This window comes from Nocardia neocaledoniensis, from assembly GCF_029868625.1.
GTDB lineage: Bacteria > Actinomycetota > Actinomycetes > Mycobacteriales > Mycobacteriaceae > Nocardia > Nocardia neocaledoniensis_A.
In genome coordinates this window covers 1-22236 of record NZ_JARWOJ010000085.1, presented here as the reverse complement: position 1 = coordinate 22236, position 22236 = coordinate 1, and the positions used below count along the sequence as shown (strand labels likewise).

Sequence of the window (22236 nt, the reverse complement as noted above, 5' to 3'; positions counted from 1 at the left end):
GATCGGTGGGTCGCAGCGGTTGACCCGGGCGATCGGTAAGGCCAAGGCGATGGATTTGATCCTGACCGGCCGGAACATGGGTGTGGAGGAGGCCGAGCGGGCGGGGTTGGTGTCGCGGGTCGTGCCGGCTGATCAGTTGCTCGAGGTGGCGTTGGAGACGGCGCGGACGATCGCGTCGATGTCGTTGCCGGTGGCGATGATCGCCAAGGAGGCGGTCAACCGTTCGTTCGAGACGACGCTGTCGGAGGGTTTGTTGTTCGAGCGTCGGGTGTTCCACTCGTTGTTCGCCACCGATGATCAGAAGGAAGGGATGGCCGCCTTCATCGAGAAGCGGCCGGCCCAGTTCACCCACCGCTGAGCTGATCGCCCCCCGTGGACCGAGCGACCGGTCCGCGGGTGGCGTGGTCCGGCGCCAGAATGTCGGTCGGTATCGGTAGCGTCGGCACCCGTGGACATCGGAGAACGCATCCAAGAGCTCGCGCACCGGATCACGGAGCTGCGCGGCGCCTACTACGACGGCTCGCCACTGGTCGCCGACGCCGAGTACGACGCCATCGAGGACGAACTGCGCGGCCTCCTGACGGCGCACCCCGACCTCACCCCCGACCCGAACCCCCTGGACGAGGTCGGGGCGCCGACCATTCTGCACGCGCCCGTCCGGCATGCGCGGCCGATGCTCTCGCTCGAGAAGGCGACCACGCCCGAACAGGTCGCCGCGTTCTTCGCACGCTTCCCTGGCCAGTCCGTCGTGGTCATGCCGAAACTGGACGGTTTGTCACTGTCGCTGGTCTACGAGGACGGGCGGCTCGTCCGCGCCGTCACCCGTGGTGACGGCACCACCGGCGACGATGTCACGATGCTGGTCCGCGCCCTGGTCGACGGCGTCCCCGACCGGATCAAGGCCCCCGGCCGGGTCGAGGTCCGTGGTGAAGCGGTGATGTTGCGGTCGACCTTCGTCGCCTACAACACCGCCCACCCGGACAAGCCACTGATCAATCCCCGCAATGCCGCCGCGGGCACCCTGCGGGCCAAGGACCCGGCCACCGTCGCCGAACGCCGCCTGCAGTTCTTCGGCTTCGATCTGGACACCTCCGAGGGCGGCGCCGCCGTCGACCTGGGCGAGGGCCTGCGCGGCCTCGGCGTGGAAGGCGCGCGCATGCGGGTGTGCGCCGACGCCGAAACGGCGCAGGCCGCGATCACCGAGATCGAGCAGGGCCGCAACGACCTCGACTACGACCTGGACGGCGCGGTCCTGCGGCTGGCCGATCGCGAGGCCTACGCGGCGGCCGGGACCAGGTCCAATTCCCCGCGTGGGGCGCTGGCGTTCAAGTTCGCCGCCGAGGAGAAGACCACCGTGCTGGTCGAGGTGATCTGGGACGTGGGCAAGACCGGCAAGATCGTGCCCGTCGCCTGGCTCGAGCCGGTGTTCGTCGGCGGCACCACGGTCACCAGGGCCACGCTGGCCAACCAGGAGGTGATCCGGGCCCGTGACATCAAGGTCGGTGACACCGTCCTGGTGCGGCGTGCGGGCGATGTGATCCCCTTCGTCGCGGGCGTGCTCGACGCCGCCGCCCGCACCGGCGCCGAACAGGAGATCGTCGCACCCACGGTCTGCCCCTCGTGCGCGCAACCGGTGACCGAACAGGGCAACAGCCGGGAACTGTTCTGTACCAACGTGTCCTGTCCGGCACAGACGGTCCGCAGACTCATCCACTGGGCGTCCCGAGCGGCCGCCGACATCGACGCCATCGGGCAGGTGTGGATCGAGCGCCTGGCCGAGGCGGGCATCCTGGAGCGCCCGTCGGACTTCTACACGCTTACCAAGGAACGCCTGCTCGAGTTCGACCGCATCGGCGAGATCTCCGCCGCGCGCATGATCGACTCGATCGACGCGAGCCGGAAGGTGGGCCTGCGGCGCGCGCTGATCGGCCTGGCCATCCCGATGGCGTCCGAGGGCACCGCCGCCCGGTTGGCCCGCGCGGGCTTCGGCTCGCTGGAGGAGGTCGCCGACGCGGGCGAGGAACGCCTCGTCGCCGTGGACGACATCGGCCCGAAGGTCGCCGCTTCCCTGGTCGAGCACCTCACCCGTCTGCGGCCGGAGCTGGAGCGCCTGCGCGCGGCCGGCGTCGACCTCGACGTCCGCGCCGAGGACCTTCCGCCGGTGATCGCCGCCGGCGCGCCCCTGGCCGACAAGACCGTGGTGATCACCGGCGCGATCAGCGACCCGCGCTCCGGTGAGAAGGTCGCCCGCCCGACCTTCCAGCGCCTCTGCGAGCAGGCGGGCGCGACCGCGGCCTCCTCGGTGTCGGCGAACACCGACCTGCTCATCACCGGCGCCGGCGTCGGCGACAGCAAACTGGCCAAGGCCGAGAAACTCGGTGTCGAGGTCGTCGACCAGGGCGAGATCTGGACCATGCTCATCGCGGCCAAGATCGTCTAGGTCAACCGTCCGGGCGATCGGTGCGGTTCAGCGCTGTTCCGTGAGTGTCGCGAGGTAGTCGGTGAAGTCGGTGGCCGGATGGCCGCTCAGGACCGCGACGGAATCGGTGACTGTCTCGAGGTCGCCCTGGGCGATCGCGGTGTAGGTGCTGACCCAGCCGTCGACTTCCCACTGCGGCGCCCGGTAGCTCGCCCGGCTGGCGTAGGCCTCCTCGACCGATTCCTCGGCAAAACGGTAAGGGCGGCCGAGGATCCGGGTCATCTCGGCGGCCGCGGCGGACAGGGTGAACGCGCGGGGCCCGGTGAGGTCGAAGGTCGCGCCGCTGTGCTCCGACGAGGTGAGCACGGCGGCCGCGCAATCGGCGACGTCGGCCCGCGTCACCGCGGCCACTTTCCCGTCGCCGGCCGGGCCACGGATCACGCCGTCGGCATCGGCGAAATGCGGAATGATGTCCTGGTACTGGTTGTCGCGCAGGAACGTGAAATCCAGTCCGGAGGCGCGAATGGCCTGCTCGGTGTGCCAGTGATCGCGGCCGAAGGTGAACGTGCAGTCCGGCGCCGCCCCGACGAACGACAGGTACACGATCCGCGCCACCCCCGCGTCGACGGCGGCTCGCACCACCGCCGCCTGCTGGTCTGCTCGATCGGCACTCTCGGTGGCCGACACGAAGAAGAACGTTCCCACCCCGCGCAGAGCCGATGCGACGGACCGGGCATCGGCGAAATCGGCGACCGCCGCGGTCGATCCCGGGAGCGCGGGCAGCCGGCCGGGATCGCGGCCGAGCAACCGCAGGCTCGGCCCCGAGCCCGCGAGAGCGCGCGCCACCCGCCCGCCGATGTGTCCACTGGCCCCAGAGATCGCGATGGTGTCCGGCATCGTCCCAGGCTAAGCCACCCGACACGCGAATCGCTGCCAGCGGACACCGCGTGTGCTCCCGGTCAGCCCGCCGTCTGCTCGGTGGCGCGGATCTGCACGATCGGCAGCACCAGCGCGGCGGGTGCGCCGGCGGGCACCGCGGGCTGCCTGGGCGCGATCGGCGCGATGCGGGTGTACCCGGCGCCCTGCTCGGGGCGGGTGTCGACCTCGCCCTTGTTCGGCCAGTACGCGGCGGCGCGTTCGGCCTGCGCGGTGATGGTGAGCGACGGGTTCACGCCGAGATTCGCCGAGACGGCGGCGCCGTCGACCACGCTCAGGGTCGGATAGCCGAACACCCGGTGGTACGGGTCGATGACGCCGTGCGCGCGGTCGGCGCCGATGGCGGCACCCCCGAGGAAGTGCGCGGTGAGCGGAATGTTGAACACCTCGCCCCAGGTACCACCAGCGACGCCACCGATCTTGTCCGCCACCCGGCGGGTGACATCGTTGCCCGCGGGGATCCAGGTCGGATTCGGTTGCCCGTGACCCTGTTTCGACGTCAGCTTGCGACCGAAGAGGCCGCGCTTGGTGTAGGTGGTGATGGAGTTGTCGAGATGCTGCATCACCAGCGAGATGATGGTGCGCTCACTCCAGTTCTTCACGCTCAGGAACCCGAGCAGCAGCAGCGGATGCATGATCGCGATGCCGAGGAACCGCAGCCAGCGCGGGATCTTGCCGCCACCGTCGACCATCAGGGTCTGCAGCAGACCCATCGAATTGGAACCCTTGCCGTAGCGCACCGGCTCGATGTGGGTATCGGGCGTCGGGTGGATCGAGGAGGTGATCGCGACACCCTTGGTGAAGTCCTGGCCTGGCGCCAGCTTCTTCGTGGCCGCGCCGACGATGGACTCGGAATTGGTGCGGGTGAGCAGGCCGAGCTTGTCCGACAGATTCGGCAGCACATTCTGGTCGCGCATCGAGTGCAGCAGCTTCTGGGTGCCGAGCGTGCCCGCGGCGAGCACGACCTGCCCGGCGGTGTAGGTCTTGGGCTGCTTGCGGACCCAGGCGCCGGTGCGCTCGGTCGCGACGTCCCAGCTGCCGTCGGGCAGTGGACGCAGCGCGGTCACGGTGGTCATCGGAATGACCTGTGCCCCGGCCTTCTCCGCGAGGTACAGGTAGTTCTTCACGAGGGTGTTCTTGGCGCCGAACTTGCAGCCGACCATGCAGTCGCCACACTCCACGCAGCCGGTGCGCTCGGGACCGGCGCCACCGAAATACGGGTCGGCCACAGTCTTGCCCGGCTCGCCGAAGAACACGCCGACCGGTGTCTGCACGAAGGTGTCGCCGACGCCCATGTCCTCGGCGACGGACTTGAAGATCTCGTCGGCGGGCGTCATGTGCGGGTTCTGCACCACGCCGAGCATCTTCTTCGCGCGCTCGTAGTACGGGGTGAGCTCGTCACGCCAGTCGGTGATGTCGCGCCACTGCGGGTCCTGGAAGAAGGGCTCCGGCGGCACGTACAGCGTGTTCGCGTAGTTCAGGGAGCCACCGCCGACTCCGGCACCGCCCAGGATCAGCACATCGCGCAGCGGGTGGATGCGCTGGATGCCGAAGCAGCCGAGCTTGGGCGCCCACAGGAATTTGCGCAGGTCCCAGCTGGTCTTGGGCAGCTCGTCGTCGGCGAACCGGCGACCGGCCTCGAGAATCCCGACCCGGTACCCCTTTTCCACCAGGCGCAGCGCGGTGACACTGCCACCGAAGCCGGAGCCGACGATCAAGACGTCGAAGTCGGTGTTGCGTTCGGACATACGAGGACTCCTGGATGGGTGTCGACAGTGACCTGGGTAACGCTAACGTCGACAGTCGGTACTGTCAAAGTTCGCCGCCGGGCGTCCTATGCTGGTCCGGTGCCTCGATACACCCGCGCGGAGCTCGCCGACGTCAGTGGCGTCGCGGCGCGCACGATCCGCTACTACCACTCGCTCGGCGTGCTGCCGAAGCCCGGCCGCGCGGGCAAAGAGGTGGTGTACTCCGACGCGCATCTGGACCGGCTGCGCGACATCGTCGCCATGCAGGCGCGCGGCTTGCGCCTGGACGCGATCCGCGAGGTGTTCGACGCCGAGCCGGCGCCGGGCGCGGGGGACTGGCGCATGCTGTTCGACCCGCGCGCCGCGCAGTCCGGCGAGCGCGCCGTCGAACTCGACGACACCGAACTGGCGGCCATGCTCGGCGATCGCGGCAGCGACGTGCTCGCCGAACTGCTCGCCGCGGGCTACCTCGAGCGCCGCGACGAGCGCTGGTTCGTGCCGGACCGGCCCATGCTCAAGGGCGCGCTCGTGCTCTACGACACCGGCACCGACATCACGCTCAGCGGCGTGCTGCGCACCCTGATCCGCGAGCGGATCGCCGCGCTCGCGGACGAGGTCGTGCACACCGTGCGCGCGGCCGCCGGGACGGGATACGGCGGCGAGGACATCGGCGTCGACCTGAGCCGGTTCCGTGACCAGTTCCTCGCGATGGCCTGGGAGGTCGGCGGCGCGACTTTCGCCGCCGAGATACAGCGGGCCGCCGGCGCGACCGCCGACACGGCACCGGCCCGGGCGCGCGGCTCGGCGAGTGCGCGATGATCGGTCGATGAGCACCGATCGACCAGGACCGCGGGCGCTGGCCCGCGCCCAGACGCTCGCCGACATCAAACGGATCGGCCGCGAGCACCTCGCGTCCCAGGGCGCCGCCGCGCTCTCGCTGCGGGCGGTCGCCCGCGATCTCGGGGTGGTCTCCTCGGCCGTGTACCGCTATGTTCGCAGCCGTGACGAGTTGCTGACCCTGCTCGTGGTCGACGGCTACAACGCCCTGGGCGACGCCGTCGACGCCGCACTGGCCGAGGCGACCGACGACCCGGCGACACGTTTCCGTGTGGTGGCTCGCGCGGTGCGGGCGTGGGCCCTGGCCGAACCCGCGTGGTACGGACTGCTGTTCGGCACCCCGGTGCCCGGGTACGCGGCGCCCGCCGAAGTCACCGAGACGCCGGGCATCCGCGTGATCGCGGCCCTGCTCGGGATCATCGACAGCGCCTACCGTGCCGAACGCCTCACCGGCGCGCATGAGGCCGCGGCGGTGTCCGCGCCCACAGCGACCGACTTCGCGGCAATCCGCGCGCAATTCGATCTCGTCGCGCCCGACTGGCTGATCGCGGCCACGCTCACCGTGTGGACGACATTGTTCGGCGCGGTGAATTTCGACGTCTTCGACATGTACGGCCGCGACACATTCGCCGATCGTGCGGAGATCTTCGAGTTGCAGATCGATCAGATGGTGCGCATGCTCGGGTTTGTCGATTAGCCGAAAAGTAGCTGTTGGGTCCGGTGTGGTCCACCGGATACTGTGGACCGGTCGGTACCGTAGCGATCGAGGTGTTTCCCGCGGTATGTGGGGTGAGAGAAGTGTGAACGGCGATGCCGGGCGGCGTCGTCTACGAACGGGAGTGCCCGAGTGAATTCTCGCGAGGAGATCTTGCGCCGAGTCCGTGACGGGCTGCTGGACCTGCCCGACGACGAGCGTCGGGTACCCATGCGTCGTTCCGGCGGTACCGGCTCCGAGGTGGATCCGGCCGAGCGGGCCGACGTGCTCGCCCGGTTCGCCGAACGGTTGCGCGCCCAGGGTTCACTGGTGCGCACGGTCGACCTCGAGGATCTGCCCGCCGCGGTGGCCGAGGTGCTCTACGGCATGAGTGTGCGCTCGGTCCTGGCCGCGGTCGAGCCCGGCCCGGCTTGGCTGGATCACTGGGCCAGCGCGCCCGGGCACGAGGTCGTGCACGGCGGTGCGGGCACCGCGCAGACGGGTGAGGCCGTCGTCCGCGATGCCGTCGCCGGCGATGCCTCGACCGGGTCGCTGGCCCTCGACGTCGACGGCGGGCCCGTGGTCTCGGAGGTCGTCCCGCAGGTGTGTGTCGTGCGCGCCGACCGGGTCTTCGGTTCGCTGCCCGACGCGCTGGACCGCCTCGACCCGCGTCGACCCCTGGTCTGGCTCGGCGGCCCCGGCGACACCGATCTGTCCCGCCAGCTCGTCGTTCTGCTCGTCGAGTAGCCGCCGCTCCCGTGGGTGTCCGCGCCGGTTACAAGTCGGTGTGGCGGGTTGTGTGGGACTGTCGGTCTCAGTTATTCTCGGATCAACCGGTGTGACCGCGCTTACAGGGCGATCACCGGACGCGAACCGAGGAGGCACCGATGACGCTGACCGAATCGAGCCGTGGCGAACTCATCACCGAGGAGTACCGAGAGGCGTTGGCGACCCTGTCCCAGGGTTCCGTCGACCGGCATTTCGATCCGTACCTCGACATCGACTGGGATTCGCCCGAGCTCGCCCTTGATCCCGACGACGTGCGCTGGGTGCTCTCACCCGAGGTGGACCCGCTGGGCGCGACCCAGTGGTACCGCGACCAGCCGCTCGACAAGCAGATCGCGATCGGCAAGTGGCGTACCGCCAATGTCGTCAAGGTCGGCGCGGCGTTCGAGAGCATCCTGATCCGCGGAATGATGCAATACATCATGAAGCTGCCCAACGGGTCGCCGGAGTTCCGGTACTGCTTGCACGAGATGACCGAAGAGTGCAACCACATCCAGATGTTCCAGGAACTGGTGAACCGCATCGGCGTCGACGTGCCCGGCATGCGGCCGTTGTTCAAGGCGCTGTCCCCGCTGATCGGCGTCGCGGGTGGCTACGCCCACGCGATCCTGTTCATCGGCATCCTCGGCGGCGAGGAGCCGATCGACCACTACCAGAAGGCGGTCATCCGCGAGGGCTCCTCGATGCCGCCGATGGTGTTGCGCACCATGGAGATCCACATCGCCGAGGAGGCGCGGCACATCTCCTTCGCCGGCGAGTTCCTGGCCGCGCACATCGGGCGGATGGGCAAGTTCAACCGCGGCGCCTGCTCGGTGGCGTTCCCGATCGCCATGCGCTGGCTCGCGGGCGAGATCATGGCGCCGCCGCGCTCGTTCGAGCGGGAGTTCGACATTCCACCCGCGGTGATCGAGCAGGCGTTCTGGAAGTCGGAGCACTCCCAGCGGATCCTGTCCGGCTATTTCGGTGACATGCGCAAGCTCGCCGACGACCTCGGGCTGATGAATCCGGTGGCGCGACGGTTGTGGCGGGCGCTGGGTGTCGATGGTCCCGCGTCGCGATACCGCAGCGAACCGGAGCGTGGCTTGCGCCGGGTGGCCTGAGGTCAGGCGCCGCGGGCGGAGAGCTGGGCGATGACCTCGACCAACTGCTGGTCGGGGTCGAGGGTCAGCCCGTGCCTGCGGGCGACACCGTCGACAACGTGCCAGGCGTAGGAGGCGACCTCCGCGATCAGCTGCTCTCTGGTGAGCATCCGATCCGGGTCGTTCGCCCAGCGGGTGACCGTGGCCTCCGTCATCGAGACGATGGCGAAGGTCATGGTGTCGGCCGAGCCGTCGTCGGCCACACCGACCGCACCCGCCAGGCCAGTGACCAGCATGCGCGTCGACGCGGCGATGGTGGCGATGAGCGCGCTCATCGCGTCGATGTCGGAGCCGTCGTCGGGTGGGCCGGTGCGCAGGAATTCGTGCAGGCGCGGGTGATCCTCGATCCAGGTGACCACCCCGCCGACGGTGCGCACGAGGATCTCGTTGATCGAGCCCTCGCCGATGTCGAGCGAATCCTCGATGTCGGCGACGAACCGGTCGGTGATCTCGCTCCTGATCCGCCGGTCGAGCTCGTCGCGTCCCGCGAACTGCCGGTAGACCACCGATTTCGCCAGGCCGGCGTGCTCGGCGATCTGGACGATCGGCACCTCGACCCCGGCCGGTGATTCCTCGAGCAATTCGACCGCCGACAGCACGATCCGCTCCCGACGGCTGTCGTTGTGCGGCTGCCATCGGGCCTGTCTGCCGCTCACCGGGCGTGACGTTGTGCTCGACACCCGCCCGAGTGTAGAGCACCGGGCGGTCGCCGAATCCGCTACCGAGGCACCGTCACCGGATCGGTGCAGCTGTTCGGCAGGTCCACCAGTGAACACGGCGCCGGTGCCCTGGTCGGTCGGTAGTCCGCGGGCACGCCGCCGTCGGTGGTGATGGCCCGGTAGGCCGCCACGGCGTCGGTGGGCGTGCGGGTCAGCGTCGGGTCGGTCAGGACGTCGACCGTGTAGAGGCCGAATCGCGGTGCGTAGGAACCCCATTCGTAGTTGTCGGTGAGGCTCCAGTAGTTGTAGCCGATCACCGGGATGCCGTCGGCGACGGCGCGCTGCAACCAGTAGGTGGTGTCGCGGAGTGCGTCGGCGCGGGTGTATCCGTCTGCCCGGGGGAGTCCGTTCTCGGTCGGGATGCCGTTCTCGACGATGTAGAGCGGCTTGCCGGGGAATCGCCGCGCGAAGTGGTCGAGCGCGTAGTAGATGCCTTCGGCCTGCAGCGGCAGCGTCCACAGCTTGTCGGGGTCCGGCACCGTGAGTTCGGTGGGGGGAAGGCCGTAGTAGTAGTCGATGCCGACGTAGTCGAGCCGGTCCGCGATGCGGTCGAGGAGCGGTCCACTGACGGCGTCGTCGACGGCGGGGATGAACGCCACGTTGCTGGTGACCTGGGCGCCGGGGTGTACCGCGTGGATGTAGTCGTAGATCTCGTTGTGCGCCTGGGTGATTCGGCCTGCCATCGTCGGTACGTCGGTCGCGGCGATCCCGCCGTGGCGTACTTCGTTCAGCAGGTAGACCGTCGGCTCGTTGAACGTCACCCACAGCGGGTCGGTGCCGGCGTAGCGGTCGACGACGCGGCGGGCGTTGGCCAGCCAATTCGTCACCATCTCGGGGTCACGCCAGCCGCCGCGATCCGCCGCCCAGCCCGGGTATACCCAGTGATCCAGCGTCAGCATCGGGCGCATGCCCGCGTCGGTGATCGCACGGATGACCTCGTCGTAGAACGCCAGTCCGCTCTCGTCCCAGACGCCGGGCCGCGGCTGCACCCTGGCCCACTCGATCCCGATGCGGTACACGCGCACGCCCAGATCAGCGGCCAGTGCGATGTCGGACCGGAACCGGCTGCGGAAGTCCACCGAATTCAGGTAGGGATCCTTCGTCGACCCGGACTCGGCGTATCGCCGCCAGTTGCTGTCCGGCGCGTCGCCTTCGGCCTGGAAGCCGGAAGCGGCTACGCCCCAGAGGAATTCGGGGCTCATCGGCGCGAGATCGGCGGGGGCGGGCGGTCGGCCGAGCGCGGGGGAGAGGCTGCACGGGAGCAGGGCCGCTGCGGCCAGGGCGATCGTCACGAGGAATCGGCGACCGGTGGGGGAGGGCATGGCACTGGCTCCTGGAACGTCGGGGTGGGGGAGATGGGATCCAGTGTGCGACAGGGGTCTTGTGAAATCGGTGAACTCGCTCGGAGAGCCCTTGTTCAGTTGAATAACATTCTGATACGTAGATATGCGCATCTACTTATATAGCTTCCCTTCCTCCCTTTGGCCGACCCCACCTTCACGACATGTCCACACCTTCCGATGCCCACAGCCGCGCGGACAGGGGAGGGCCGGGGTCGCGAGGGGACAGAGAGCCGAGTGAGTTGCCTCTCAGGGACCGGTTCGGAGTCGGTGGATCGGCTCGCCTCGAGCCAGGATTCGAGGATGGCGCGCAACCCTCTACCTGCCCTCGCTCGCGACTTCGCCACGCACCCCTGGGTGATGCGCGGCGCCGGCATCGTCCTGCCGGCCGAACGTCTGCTGCGCAGGCTGAGCGGCGGACGGTGGGGTGTGCTCGATCTGGCGGGTCTGCCATCGATCGAGGTCACCGTGGTGGGTAGGAAGTCGGGCCAGCCGCGCACCACATCGCTACTGTGTGTCCCCGACGGCGACGGCTTCTATCTCGTCGGGTCCAATTGGGGCAAGCCACAGCACCCCGCGTGGTCGGCCAACCTCCGGGCCGCCCGCACCGCGTCGGTCCGCTACAACAGCAGTGCGCCGTTCCCGGTGTCGGTCGTCGAGATCACCGGCGTGGAGCGCAAGCGCGTATGGGATCAGGTCGTCGAGTTCTGGCCCGGCTACGAGATGGAGTTCGAGCTCTCCGGCGGCCGCGAGTTCCGCATCTTCCGCCTGGACCGGATCGACAGCTGACGGAGCGTCACTGCGAGGGTGTCGTATCCGCCGTGCGGTGTCACGCGTACCGGTCGACGTGTCCGACGGTGACGAACCCGAGCCGTCGGTAGATCTGTTCTCCGTCGGGCGAGGCGGTGAGCACCACGCGAACCGGGTCCGCCTCGAGTGCGAGGTCGAGTGCGCGCCGGGTGAGCGCGGTGCCGATCCCTTGCCCGCGATGATCGGCTCGGGTGACGATGTGCTCGATCGAAGCGCCCGCGGCGCTGGTCACGACGGCGGCGCACCCGAGGACTTCGCCGCGCTCACGCCACAGCAGGTAACGCGTCGACCCGATGTCCCAGCCCTGCCGTAGGCCGGCCACCAACGCCGCCGCGTCTTCGGCACCCGACCACAGTTGCGCCCACTCCGCGAGACCGGTGTCGTCGGTGACCTCCTCGATGCGCGCGAGCTCACGCCGATCGAGCCTCGGACGCGTCGCTGAGACGGCCTCCGCGAGAACCATGAGCGGCTCGGTCTCGTAGAGCGCGAGGCTGTGTCGCGTCAGCAGGTCGGGAACTTCCGGAGGGTCGAGTTCCCGCCAGAAATGCCAGGTGGCCGGGACACCGCCGAACAGGGTGAGCAGCCGGTCGATTTCGCGGGGAAGATCGCCGCCGAGCCGTAACACCGCGTTGAGTTCGTCGCTGGGAGCACCGGTGCGGAACCAGCTCGATGGCTCGTCGCCGGATTCCTGCGCTCGCACTGTGTGGGTAGCGATGTAGGTGGTCACCGCGTCGAGGTAGCGACGGCGAGTGTCTGCCGGGGTCATTGTCGTCCCTTCTCGGCATGTGCTGAGCGAACGCGCGCGGTGATCAGAGGCCGAGTTTGGTGACCGCATTGTCTTCGAGTGGGTTCGCCGTACGGATGTAGCCGTGGACGGTGCGCGGGTTGGCCCAGCGCCCCTGGCGCATGATCTCGCGATCGCTCGCACCGCCGAGGGCGGCCTGGGTGGCGAATCCGGCCCGCAGGGAGTGGCCGGAGAAGAGGTCGGGGTCGAGGCCGGCGCGGGCGGCATAGCGTTTGACGAGCTCGGCGACCGCGCGCCCGGACAGGGCGTTGGCCCCGATGGATCCGTGTCGCGTGACGGTGGGGAACAGGGGGCGGTCGGTGTGGGCGCTGAGCCGGGTTCCGGTGAATCCGTGACAGCGGTGGATCGTGGTGTCGGGGATCGGGTGTTCGCTGGCCCACGCGCGGGCACCGGCGTCGCCGGTGTCGGCGTGGATCTCGAGGAGCCGGATCCAGTCGGCGTACGCGCAGATCGGGCATGTGCGCGGATGTTTGCCGCGCGGCAGAGCGATGCGCTGTTCGGCGACGCCGGTCGGGTCGGTCTTGGTCGTCGGCAGATGCACGACGAGCAGCGGCTCGCCGGTCGCGTGGTCGGTGCGGACGTGCACGTCGGCGATGCGCAGTCCGGCGAGTTCGCTGCGTCGCAGGGCGCCGGCGAAGCCGACGAGCAGGGCGAGCGCGTCGCGGCGCCGGGCCGGCTCGGTGGGCCAGCCGGTGTCGGGGAGCTCGGCGAGCAGCTGGTCGAGGGTGTGCAGCAGCACCGGCCGTTTCCGGGTCGGCGGGGTGCGCCGGGTGCGCCGGATACCGCGCAGTGTCAGCCGCACGACGTCGGATCGGGTGGGGGAGGGCAGGCCGTTGGCGGCGTGGACAGCAGCGATGGCGGCGGACTTGCGGTCCAGCGTCGCGGGGCTGAACGCCCAGGTTCCGTTGTCGCGGCGCGCGTCGGCGGCCGCGGCGAGGTACACGGCGACGTCGAGGGGGTCGGCGGGTAGGGCTTGGCGCTGTTCGGCGGCGCACCATCCTGCCCAGGCGATCCAGTCGGTGCGGTAGGCGCGCAGGGTGTTCGCCGACTGGGAGGCCTCGAGATAGCGGCGCAGGGCGTCGGCCTGGCTGTCGTCGAACCGTTCGCGGACCATCCGCAGGGCGGCGGTGTCCACGAGAACGCTGCGGACGCCGCGCCGGAGTTCGGTGCGTACCTGTTCGGGAAGGACGATCGCCGCGTCGGGCACCGCGTTCCTCCTCGCGTGAATCGTTGTGTCGCCGATGACCTCTGGCCTTGGAGCCTAGGTCATCGGCTCGCGATCACGGCATCTCCGCCAGCTCGGCGAGCTTGGTGTGGATGTAGGCGGCGAGCCGGTGTCGCGACGCGGTGGTGAGGAAACTCGTGTCGCCGAGTCGCGGAAAGCGGTCGTCGACGTGGTCCGACGAGGTCTCGGTGCTGTCGGCGAGTGCGGAAGGTGCCGGATGTTGCTGGGGGATAGGAACATTCGGCACGTCCGGTTCTGTGGTCGGTGCTCCGTGACGTACCATTCCTGAACTTTAACGTTTTGATTACGGCCGTTGCCAACACGCTGGGTCCGGTAGTGATAACCGCCACGTTTTCTGATTCGCTCCGATCATGACGCGCGGGCGGGTTGCTCGGCCACGGTCGATTCCCGGACATATCCGGCCACGGGGCTCAGCCGCAGGACGGCGGGCATCCGGCGAGTGAGCGCGGGCTGCCCGACAAAGGTGACGCGTCCGGCCCGCAGGGCGTGGGCGAGCGGCAGCCGGCCCAGCCAGACCTCGTAGAGCGCGGCCACCTCGGCCACGATGGTGACATCGACCGGGTAGCCGGGATCGGTGTCGCAGACCGATGGTGCCCCACCTTCGACGACCATCCAGAATCGGCGCACGTCGTCGGTGAACCGGACGTGCAGCACGTGCCGCCTGCCGGGGAATCCGGAGGTGTCGACGCGGGTGTGCATCCACCACACCAGCAGTGCCGGATCGAGTTCGTCCTCGCGCGGTGCGCCGAAGGTCCAGCGCGCACCCCATTCGCCGAGGCCGAACAGGATCGGGCGCAGGTGGGTGCCGGCGTCGGTGAGCAGGTGTTCGGCGCCGATCTTCTCGATGAGTCCGGCGCGTTCGAACTGACGCAGCCGCTTGGCGAGCAGGCTTCGGGAGAGGCCGGGCAGGCCGCGGGCGAGATCGTTGAACCGCGTGGTGCCCAGTGACAGGTCGCGCAGGATCAGCAGTGACCAGCGCTCGCCGAGCAGGTCGAGTGCACGCGAGATCGGGCAGTACTGGCCATAGGCCGCGGTCGTGTTCGTCATGGTCACCTCGCCGACGGGGTCCAGATTCTGGACCGGGGAGTCCACTTTCTGGACTATCCGGTTATCGCGGCGATTCCTACCTTCGAAACATGACTCAGACAATTTCCGACACCACAGTCCACACCGATCGGGTCGCCCTTGCCCGCGCGCTCGGTGAATCCCTGCGTTCGGAGGTTCCCGAGCGGGACCGCACCGGCGAGATCTCCGTCGCCGCCTTCGACCGGCTGCGTGCCGACGGACTCGCCGCCGCGCTCGTCCCCGTCGAATTCGGTGGCGGCGGTGCGAGCCATCAGGAGATGGGGGAGATCCTGCGCGAACTCGGCCGCCATGATCCGTCGACCGCGGTCGCCTTCGCGATGCATTCGCATCTGCTCGCGGCGCAGGTGTGGCGACACAACCACGGCGTCGATGCGTCGGCTGTGTTCGCCAAGGTGGTGGCCGGGGCGATTCTGGTGAGCACCGGCGCATCGGACTGGGTGGATTCCAACGGATCCGCCGTCCGGGTCGACGGTGGCTACGTGGTGAACGCCCGGAAGGCTCCGGCGAGTGGCTGCGAGGTCGGCGACATCCTGGTGACCAGCGTCGCCTTCGAGGGCGCGGGCAAGCAGGTGGTGCACTGTGCCATCCCGCTGAGCGCGCCGGGCGTGCGGATCGAACCGACGTGGGACTCGTTGGGGTTGCGCGCGAGCGGTTCGCACACCGTGGTGCTGGAGGAGGTGTTCGTGCCCGACGCGGCGGTGTCGATGATCCGGCCCGCCGGGGAGTGGCCGACCGTGCTGAATGTCGTTGTCGGCGCGGCGCTTCCGCTGGTGCTGGCCGCCTATCTGGGAATCGCCGACTCGGCGGTGGCGCGGACGACGGCACTGCTCGCCGGGCGGGCCGAGGCACACGTGGTGCAGTCGGTCGGGGAGATGCTCAACGCGTACACGACCGCTTCGGATCTGATCGCGGCCATGTTCCTCGACTCGGCGAATCTGTCCTTCGAGGCCACCGATGCCTATGCGTCGCGAACGCTGAGTCGTAAGACGGTGGCCGCCGACGCGTTGATCGCGACGGTGCGGCTGGCGATCGAATCGACCGGTGGCCTCGGCTATTCACGGTCCTGTGAACTCGAGCGCCTGTACCGGGATGTGCACGGCTGCCACTTCCACCCGTTGCCGCGCGCGAAGCAGACCCGGTTCAGTGGGTTGGTGCAGCTCGGGCACTCCCCGGTCGGCTGATCAGCCGAACAGCCCGTTCGCGAACGGTTGCGCCCGCCAGGCGTCGAGGGCGGGCGCGAGCGCGTCGGCGAGTATCGGTTGCTGGTCGACGAGGGTGAGGCAGGTGATGACTCGCGCCATTCCGACCGCCTCGGCGAACTGTGCGACGCGCGGGTCGAGCGGACGCGTTCCGTTGTCCCTGGCGGCGCCGTCGTAGGCGGCGGCCGCTTCGGGTCCCATGGCGGCCAGATCCCATTCGACGGGGCCGAGGCAGGTCAATTCGAAGTCGGCGTAGAGGTGGCCGGTGCGGGTGGTGACGATATTGACCGCGGGCGCGTCGCCGTGGATGGGCTGCACCGCGATGCCGGGGAACTCGGCGTCGAACGCGCCGCGCGAGGAGACCAGTGGTTCCAGGAGTGCCCATTCGCGGCAGATGCGGTCGAGGTCGGCTGGTGCGAGGAGGTCGGGCCGTTCGGCGAGTGCGGTGAGGCTCGCGGTGACGGTGCCGGGTTCGGCCGCCGCGAGGAACGGCAGCTCGCCGGGGTAGTCGCGCAGGGCGAGGTGCAGGTCGGCGACGCGGGCGGAGTTGCGCAGGTAGTCCGGTTCGACGTCGGGGTCCTGGTCGACGTACTGCCACAACGTCATCGAGAAGCCGTCGCGGCGCACGGGTTCGGCGGGGACGAGTGGGCTCGGCGGGATCACCGGGACCTGCTTGGCGTCCAACCACGACACCACGTCGAGTTCGATGCGCTGGCGCGCGGCCTGCTCGTCGAGCGGAAGGGTGACCACCGTCGGCACCCGCACCACGACCGGGGTGGGCGCGAGGTGCACGACGACGGAGAACACGTCGTGCAGGACGGCGGGGTCGGTCACGGTGAGCCCGTGCGCGCGGCCCGCGGCGACGGCGGCGTCGACGGCCCGCGCGGTGCGGCCGGCGAGTTCCGCGGTACTCATGGCGGTGGACATGGGCACCGATGGTGCCACGGTCGCGGGTTCTACTGCCACAGGGCTTCTCGGATCGCGCGTTCCACCGGTGACCGGTCCGGTGGCGGCCTGTGGGGGTCCAGCGGCACGGCGGGCGCGAGGTTCGGTTGGCCGAGAACGCGGGGACCGTGACCGCGGTTCGGTTGACCGGCGTGGACCAGGAACGGATGACACAGGTACACATCGCCTGCGGCGCCGGTCGCGTAGGCGACCGCGCAGTCCGTGGTCGCGGCGTCGGCGCGCCGGGCGAGTTCTCCGGCGTCGAGTCCCGCTGGTCCTTCGGCGGCGAGGAGGCGGGCGACCGCGCCATGGGATCCGATGCGCAGACGGGTCGGCGCGTCGTCGGGGCCGACGTCGGTGAACAGGAACAGCATCAGCAGCGCGCGGCCACGGGATACGCTGTTGGCACGCCAGGTCATGTAGTCGGTCTCGGTGGAGGGTTCGCCAGGGAAGCTGACATCGACATGCCATCCGTCGGCACGCGCTGGCCGGTCGCCAGGAGTCCGGATCACGAACCCGCCGAGGCTCTTCCGTCGCTCCCACCGTCCCGGGCCGACGAGCCGGTCGAACGCGGCGTGTAATGCGGGAGTATCGGCCGCCGCGACGAACGGTGGGTCCGCGTAGTCGCCGAGCCCGATCGCCGGACCGTCTCGTCCGATGATGTCGCGCAACAGGATGTCGCGGCACTGTGCTGCCGTCTCCTGAGAGAAGGCTGCCGGGAGGTGGACGAAGCCGGTGGCGACGAATTCGTCGACTCTGGTGTCATCGAGCACAGCACCCAGGCTCACCGCCCACGGCGTTTCGGCGCAACCGAATTTCCCCGGCCCTCCGCGCAGATTCGTGTGGGTCAGTCGGTGTCCGTCGCGGCGAGCACGACGAGGGCGGAGTGAGGGTGACGACGCCGAGGTCCCAGGCGATCTGCTCGAACCAGTCGGTATCGGCGGAGAACGTGAACCAGGCACATCCGTAGGCGCGGTGTTCGATGCGCTCGATCGAGTCGAATTCGGTGGCGCCGAGGGAGCGCCAGGCGTAGCCCGGCGATGAGGGCCGCCAGGCGCGCGGCATGGCGCATCGCGGGCCGCCACGCGGTATGACCTGCAGCGCCGCGCACCACGCTGCTTGTCCCCGCGCCGCCAGCGTCGAGTGGAAGAGTTGGTCGAGCAGGAGGTAGCAGTGCTCGGGGTCGTGGAGCGTGGCGGCGGCGCGGGCGAGGGTGGCGACGAAATGGACGGCGGCGGCGTACCGCTGGATGGTTGTGTGCCGCTGGGCCTCTCGCGCTCACTCGCAGGTGCGGGCCGCGAGTAGTTCGGCGAATTCCTCGGCGTAGGCGAGGTGGCGGCGCAATCGGTCGGCGCTGTCGCTGGTTTTGTCGCGATACGCGAGCAGTGCGGCCCGGGCCGCGGATCGCTGGACGGGCTCGGCGGTTTCGGCGCCGAGGACGTCGAGCGCGTGGAGCAGGTCTTTCATTTCCGCGAGCGTGAAACCCAGTGGTTTCATGCGCCGGATGACGAGCAGCCGGTCGACGTCGTCGTCGGTGTAGAGCCGGAACCCGCCCGTCGAGCGAGCCGACGGTTGCACGAGGCCGACCTCATCGTAGTGACGGATCGTCTTGAGCGAGAGTTCTGTTCGCTCGGCGACCTGTCCGATCTGCAGGTAGCCGCCGCCCATCTCAGTGGCCACCCGCGAGGTGTCCGGACAAGCGGTCGTGGCGGGCTTCCGAGGCCGGGTTCAGACCAACGATCCGCACGTTCTTGCCTTTGGCGGCGTATTTGGTGGTGATGGCGTCGAGGGTGGCCACCGTCGAGGCATCCCAGATGTGCGCGTCCGACATGTCGATCACGATATTGGCCGGGTCGTCCACGTAGTCGAACTGGTAGATCAGGTCGTTGCTGGAGGCGAAGAACAATTCGCCGCGCACCATGTAGGTGCGGGTGTCGCCGGACTCGGCGACCTTGTCGACCGCGGTGAAGTGCGCGACGCGATGCGCGAAGGCGACCATCGCGGTGAGCACGCCGCTGAGGACGCCGTAGGCGAGGTTGTGCGTGGCCACGGTGACCGCGACGGTGACCAGCATGACGGTGGTCTCGGCGATCGGCATGCGCCGCAATGTCTTCGGTGCGATCGAATGCCAGTCCATGGTGCCCACCGACACCATGATCATCACCGCGACCAGCGCCGCCATCGGGATCGACGCGATCACATCGCCGAGACCGACGACCAGGATCAGCAGGAACACGCCGGCCAGGAACGTCGAGATGCGGGTGCGCGCTCCGGAGGACTTCACGTTGATCATGGTCTGGCCGATCATGGCGCACCCACCCATGCCGCCGAAGAATCCGGTGACCACGTTGGCCACGCCCTGACCCCAGCCCTCACGAGTTTTGTCGGAACGGGTATCGGTGATGTCGTCGACGAGCTTGGCGGTCATGAGCGACTCGAGCAGACCCACCAGGGCCACCGCCAAGGCGTAGGGGGCGATGATCTTCAGCGTGTCGAACGTGAACGGCACGTCCGGCAGGAGCAGCGAAGGCAGGCTCGACGGCAGCTCCCCTTCGTCACCGACATTCGGCACGTTCAGCGAGAAGAGGGCGGTCGCCGCGGTGAGCAGGACGATCGCCACCAGCGGCGCCGGAACCACCGTCGACAGTTTCGGCAGGAACACCATGATCCCGATGCCGATCGCGACCATCGGATACACCAGCCACGGCACGCCGAGCAGATGCGGGATCTGCGCGGTGAAGATCAGGATGGCCAGCGCGTTGACGAAGCCGACCATCACGCTGCGCGGGATGAACCGCATCAAGCGGGCGACACCGATCGCGCTGAGCACGATCTGCAGCACGCCGGCCAGGATGACCGTCGCGATCAGATAGTCCAGCCCGTGCCGCGCCATCACCGGCGCGATGACCAGGGCGACGGCACCGGCGGCCGCGGAGATCATGGCGCGGCGACCGCCGACGATCGCGATGGTGACGGCCATGGTGAACGAGGTGAACAACCCCACCCGCGGATCGAGCCCGGCGATGATCGAGAACGAGATCGCCTCCGGAATCAGCGCCAGGGCCACCACGAGGCCGGCGAGCACTTCGGTGCGCAGCCGCCTCGGGCTTCGCAGGGTGGCGGCCACCGAACCGGCGTCGGTGGGTCGAGGTGTCGCGGACACGATAGGTGCTCCGATCCTGGGTGACGCGGACGGGAACCCGATCGCGGGCTCGAACTCTACCCTTACGGGAGGGTAGTTTTTCTCCACGGGTGGTCGTCGCCGCGATATTTCGGTTGCGGCCATGTGCGCGCGTGCCAACAATGGGCAGCCGATGACCTGCGAATCTGCCGGTGGCGATCGCGCCACCGGGGACGCGGGCGAGGAACGGGTGGTCGATGTCCGATGTGATCATCGCCGGGTGCGGGCCCACCGGCGCGATGCTGGCCGCCGAGCTGCGGTTGCACGGTGTGCGAGTTCTCGTTCTGGAGAAGGAGACCACGCCGGCGTCCGTGGTCCGGATCGTGAGTCTGCATATGCGCAGCCTGGAGCTGATGGCGATGCGCGGGCTGCTGGATCGGCTGCTGGACAGGGGGCGCCGGCGTCCGGTGGGTGGCATCTTCGCTGGCATCCCCACGCCCGTACCGGACGGCATCGATTCCACGCACCCCTACCAGCTGGGTACCCCGCAACCGGTGATCGAGCAGGTGCTCGAAACGCATGCCGTCGAGCTGGGCGCGCAGGTCCGGCGGGGGTGCGCGGTCACCGGATTCGAGCAGGACGCGGCCGGGGTGACCGTCGAGCTGTCCGACGGGCAGCGGTTGCGGGCGCGATATCTCGTCGGCTGTGACGGCGCGCGCAGTACGGTCCGCAGGCTGCTCGGCGTCGACTTCCCCGGTGAGCCCTCGCGCAACGACACGCTCATGGGCGAGATGGCGATCGGTGTGCCCGCGGACGAGATCGCCGCGAAAGTACGCGAAATCCAGGAAACGCACCGGGCATTCAGCGTCACGCCGTTCGGCGAGGACAACTGCCGGGTGGTCGTCCCCGCCGTGGACATCGGCGACGACCGCGCCGAACCGCCCACCCTCGACGACTTCCGGCGGGCGCTGCGGGCCGTCGCCGGAACGGATTTCGGTGTGCATTCCCCGCGCTGGATGTCGCGCTTCGGTGACGCCACGCGCCTGGCCGAGCGGTATCGGGTCGGTCGCGTCCTGCTGGCGGGCGATGCCGCGCACATCCATCCACCCGCCGGCGGGCAAGGCCTCAACCTCGGTGTGCAGGACGCGGTGAACCTCGGCTGGAAGCTGGCCGCGCAAATCCTCGGGTGGGCGCCGGAATCCCTGCTCGACACCTATCACGCCGAACGTCATCCCGTCGCCGCGGCGGTGCTGGACAACACCCGCGCCCAGGTCGCGCTGTTCTCGACCGACCCCGGCGCGCGGGCGATGCGCAGGCTGCTCACCGAACTCATGGAGTTCGACGTCGTGAACCGTCATCTTATCGAGAAGATCGCCGCGACCGACACCCGCTACGACTTGGGCCCCGGCCCCGATCTGCTCGGCCGGCGGCTCCGCGACATCGACCTGACCGACGGTCGCCTCTACGAGCGACTCCGTCGAGGCCGGGGACTGGTACTCGACCGCACGGGCAGCCTTTCCGTCGCCGGGTGGGCCGACCGGGTCGATCTGGTGACCGATCCCGCTGCGGCACTGGATGTTCCGGCGCTCCTGGTGCGTCCGGACGGCCATGTCGCCTGGATCGGCGACGAGCAGGCGGCTCTCACCGATCGTCTCCACCACTGGTTCGGCACACCCGACGCCTGACCGTCAGGATGAGGATCACCCTCGGCTCGGCGTCGACTCCGGCTGCTGGAAGCCACCGATCGTCTGCTCGAGGAGTTCGGCCAGCCGCAGCGGGGTGCGGTCCTCGTACATCGCGCCGATGAGCTGTACCCCCACCGGCAGTCCCGCCGGGGACAAACCCGCGGGAATGGCGGTCGCGGGCAGGCCGGGCATGGTGGCCACCGCGGCCAGGACGAGCTGATCGAAGTACGGGTAAGCGATGCCGTCGATGTCGAGGTGCCTGCTCTCGAGGTCACCGGTGTGGTCGTGGGGGAAGGCGGGCGTCGGCGTGATCGGGCACACCACCGCGTCGAACTCGGCGAACAACTGCCGCCAACCCTGGCGGTGGAGTTCGCGACGGTTGTTCGCCGCGACCCAGTCGCGGTGGCTGAGCACCATGCCGCGCAGCCGCGCCGCCGCGAGACTCCGGTCGTCCGCGCTCAGGGCGGCGGCACTGGCCCGCAGCTGTTCGTACACCGCGGCGGGAAGACTCGCGGCGGCGTTGGAAAGCATCAGCAGCAGGTAGATCGTGGCCGCTTCGGCCAGATCGGGCAGCAGTGGACTGTGCCGTTCGACGCGGGCGCCCGCCTCGGCGAGTGCGTCCGCGCCCCGGTGCACACCCCCCCCCACCGCCGCGCCGGGGGGGATGAGCGGATGGTCCTAGATGATAAGGCCACGGAAGTCCGAGAGCCGCGCGTGGCGG

Annotated in this window: 23 protein-coding genes; 9 read left to right on the top strand and 14 right to left on the bottom strand. The window is 69.3% G+C overall.

Annotated elements, in window-relative coordinates; all coding sequences use genetic code 11:
- Together QH270_RS05635 and ligA are read left to right on the top strand one after the other, a co-directional pair.
- Positions 1-358 (top strand): enoyl-CoA hydratase-related protein (locus tag QH270_RS05635; protein WP_280339296.1); only part of this gene is annotated, 358 nt, incomplete at its 5' end.
- 90 nt (positions 359-448) lie between these two features.
- Positions 449-2440 carry an NAD-dependent DNA ligase LigA gene (gene ligA / locus QH270_RS05630; protein WP_280339295.1) on the top strand — a complete coding sequence of 664 codons (1992 nt, stop codon included), beginning with the start codon at positions 449-451 and terminating at the stop codon, positions 2438-2440.
- Positions 2441-2467: 27 nt separating this feature from the next.
- On the opposite strand, the gene QH270_RS05625 is transcribed toward ligA, so the two are convergent.
- Both QH270_RS05625 and QH270_RS05620 read right to left on the bottom strand, forming a co-directional pair.
- The gene (locus QH270_RS05625; protein WP_280339294.1) at positions 2468-3316 is read right to left on the bottom strand and encodes an NAD(P)H-binding protein; all 849 of its coding nucleotides are present in this window, start codon (positions 3314-3316) and stop codon (positions 2468-2470) included.
- A 62-nt stretch (positions 3317-3378) separates the two neighbouring features.
- Entirely contained in the window at positions 3379-5103 is a 1725-nt protein-coding gene (locus tag QH270_RS05620; RefSeq protein ID WP_280339293.1) for a GMC family oxidoreductase, read from the bottom strand.
- A 99-nt stretch (positions 5104-5202) separates the two neighbouring features.
- Here QH270_RS05620 and QH270_RS05615 point away from each other — a divergent pair, with 99 nt between their 5' ends.
- The 4 genes from QH270_RS05615 to QH270_RS05600 all read left to right on the top strand — a co-directional run bounded on the left by QH270_RS05615 (position 5203) and on the right by QH270_RS05600 (position 8520).
- Positions 5203-5922, top strand: coding sequence for a MerR family transcriptional regulator (locus tag QH270_RS05615; RefSeq protein ID WP_280339291.1), 720 nt, complete (start codon positions 5203-5205; stop codon positions 5920-5922).
- Positions 5923-5929: 7 nt separating this feature from the next.
- On the top strand, positions 5930-6637 hold the full coding sequence (locus QH270_RS05610; RefSeq protein WP_280339289.1) for a TetR/AcrR family transcriptional regulator: 708 nt from the start codon (positions 5930-5932) through the stop codon (positions 6635-6637).
- Between the two features lie 150 nt (positions 6638-6787).
- A complete protein-coding gene (locus QH270_RS05605; RefSeq protein ID WP_280339288.1) occupies positions 6788-7381 on the top strand; it encodes a hypothetical protein in 594 nt (197 codons plus the stop codon).
- Between the two features lie 140 nt (positions 7382-7521).
- The gene (locus QH270_RS05600; RefSeq protein ID WP_280339287.1) at positions 7522-8520 is read left to right on the top strand and encodes an AurF N-oxygenase family protein; all 999 of its coding nucleotides are present in this window, start codon (positions 7522-7524) and stop codon (positions 8518-8520) included.
- Between the two features lie 2 nt (positions 8521-8522).
- Here the strand turns inward: QH270_RS05600 and QH270_RS05595 are convergent, their stop codons facing one another.
- Both QH270_RS05595 and QH270_RS05590 read right to left on the bottom strand, forming a co-directional pair.
- On the bottom strand, positions 8523-9239 hold the full coding sequence (locus QH270_RS05595) for a TetR/AcrR family transcriptional regulator (protein WP_280339286.1): 717 nt from the start codon (positions 9237-9239) through the stop codon (positions 8523-8525).
- Between the two features lie 38 nt (positions 9240-9277).
- The gene (locus tag QH270_RS05590) at positions 9278-10600 is read right to left on the bottom strand and encodes a family 1 glycosylhydrolase (RefSeq protein ID WP_432420298.1); all 1323 of its coding nucleotides are present in this window, start codon (positions 10598-10600) and stop codon (positions 9278-9280) included.
- A 321-nt stretch (positions 10601-10921) separates the two neighbouring features.
- Here QH270_RS05590 and QH270_RS05585 point away from each other — a divergent pair, with 321 nt between their 5' ends.
- The gene (locus QH270_RS05585; protein WP_280339285.1) at positions 10922-11407 is read left to right on the top strand and encodes a nitroreductase family deazaflavin-dependent oxidoreductase; all 486 of its coding nucleotides are present in this window, start codon (positions 10922-10924) and stop codon (positions 11405-11407) included.
- A 40-nt stretch (positions 11408-11447) separates the two neighbouring features.
- Here QH270_RS05585 and QH270_RS05580 read toward each other — a convergent pair whose 3' ends face one another.
- From QH270_RS05580 to QH270_RS05565, 4 genes are all read right to left on the bottom strand, one after another.
- Positions 11448-12194: a GNAT family N-acetyltransferase gene (locus QH270_RS05580; protein ID WP_280339284.1), complete on the bottom strand. Its 747-nt coding sequence runs from the start codon at positions 12192-12194 to the stop codon at positions 11448-11450.
- Positions 12195-12237: 43 nt separating this feature from the next.
- Positions 12238-13440: a site-specific integrase gene (locus tag QH270_RS05575; protein WP_280339283.1), complete on the bottom strand. Its 1203-nt coding sequence runs from the start codon at positions 13438-13440 to the stop codon at positions 12238-12240.
- 73 nt (positions 13441-13513) lie between these two features.
- Complete coding sequence (locus QH270_RS05570; protein ID WP_280339281.1) at positions 13514-13705, bottom strand: hypothetical protein; 192 nt, start codon at positions 13703-13705, stop codon at positions 13514-13516.
- Between the two features lie 122 nt (positions 13706-13827).
- A complete protein-coding gene (locus tag QH270_RS05565; RefSeq protein WP_280339280.1) occupies positions 13828-14571 on the bottom strand; it encodes a winged helix-turn-helix transcriptional regulator in 744 nt (247 codons plus the stop codon).
- A gap of 44 nt (positions 14572-14615) precedes the next feature.
- On the opposite strand from QH270_RS05565, the gene QH270_RS05560 reads away from it, so the two are divergent.
- On the top strand, positions 14616-15746 hold the full coding sequence (locus QH270_RS05560) for an acyl-CoA dehydrogenase family protein (protein WP_280339279.1): 1131 nt from the start codon (positions 14616-14618) through the stop codon (positions 15744-15746).
- Here QH270_RS05560 and QH270_RS05555 read toward each other — a convergent pair whose 3' ends face one another.
- The 5 genes from QH270_RS05555 to QH270_RS05540 form a co-directional block, all read right to left on the bottom strand.
- A complete protein-coding gene (locus tag QH270_RS05555; protein ID WP_280339277.1) occupies positions 15747-16691 on the bottom strand; it encodes a phosphotransferase in 945 nt (314 codons plus the stop codon). It abuts the gene before it with no gap.
- A 29-nt stretch (positions 16692-16720) separates the two neighbouring features.
- On the bottom strand, positions 16721-17497 hold the full coding sequence (locus QH270_RS05550) for a phytanoyl-CoA dioxygenase family protein (RefSeq protein ID WP_280339275.1): 777 nt from the start codon (positions 17495-17497) through the stop codon (positions 16721-16723).
- A complete protein-coding gene (locus QH270_RS34615) occupies positions 17472-17774 on the bottom strand; it encodes a DUF6183 family protein (RefSeq protein WP_432420297.1) in 303 nt (100 codons plus the stop codon). Before QH270_RS34615 ends, QH270_RS05550 begins: the two co-directional genes overlap by 26 nt.
- 213 nt (positions 17775-17987) lie before the next feature.
- Complete coding sequence (locus QH270_RS05545) at positions 17988-18377, bottom strand: MerR family transcriptional regulator (RefSeq protein WP_280339298.1); 390 nt, start codon at positions 18375-18377, stop codon at positions 17988-17990.
- A gap of 1 nt (position 18378) precedes the next feature.
- Positions 18379-19875 (bottom strand): SulP family inorganic anion transporter, encoded by a 1497-nt coding sequence (locus tag QH270_RS05540; protein WP_280339297.1) that lies wholly within the window; start codon positions 19873-19875, stop codon positions 18379-18381.
- 212 nt (positions 19876-20087) lie between these two features.
- Between QH270_RS05540 and QH270_RS05535 the strand changes: the two genes are divergently transcribed.
- The gene (locus QH270_RS05535) at positions 20088-21515 is read left to right on the top strand and encodes an FAD-dependent monooxygenase (protein ID WP_280339273.1); all 1428 of its coding nucleotides are present in this window, start codon (positions 20088-20090) and stop codon (positions 21513-21515) included.
- A gap of 15 nt (positions 21516-21530) precedes the next feature.
- Here the strand turns inward: QH270_RS05535 and QH270_RS05530 are convergent, their stop codons facing one another.
- Positions 21531-22163, bottom strand: a complete 633-nt coding sequence (locus tag QH270_RS05530; protein ID WP_280339272.1) for an amidase family protein — start codon at positions 22161-22163, stop codon at positions 21531-21533.
- Positions 22164-22236 lie beyond the last annotated feature (73 nt).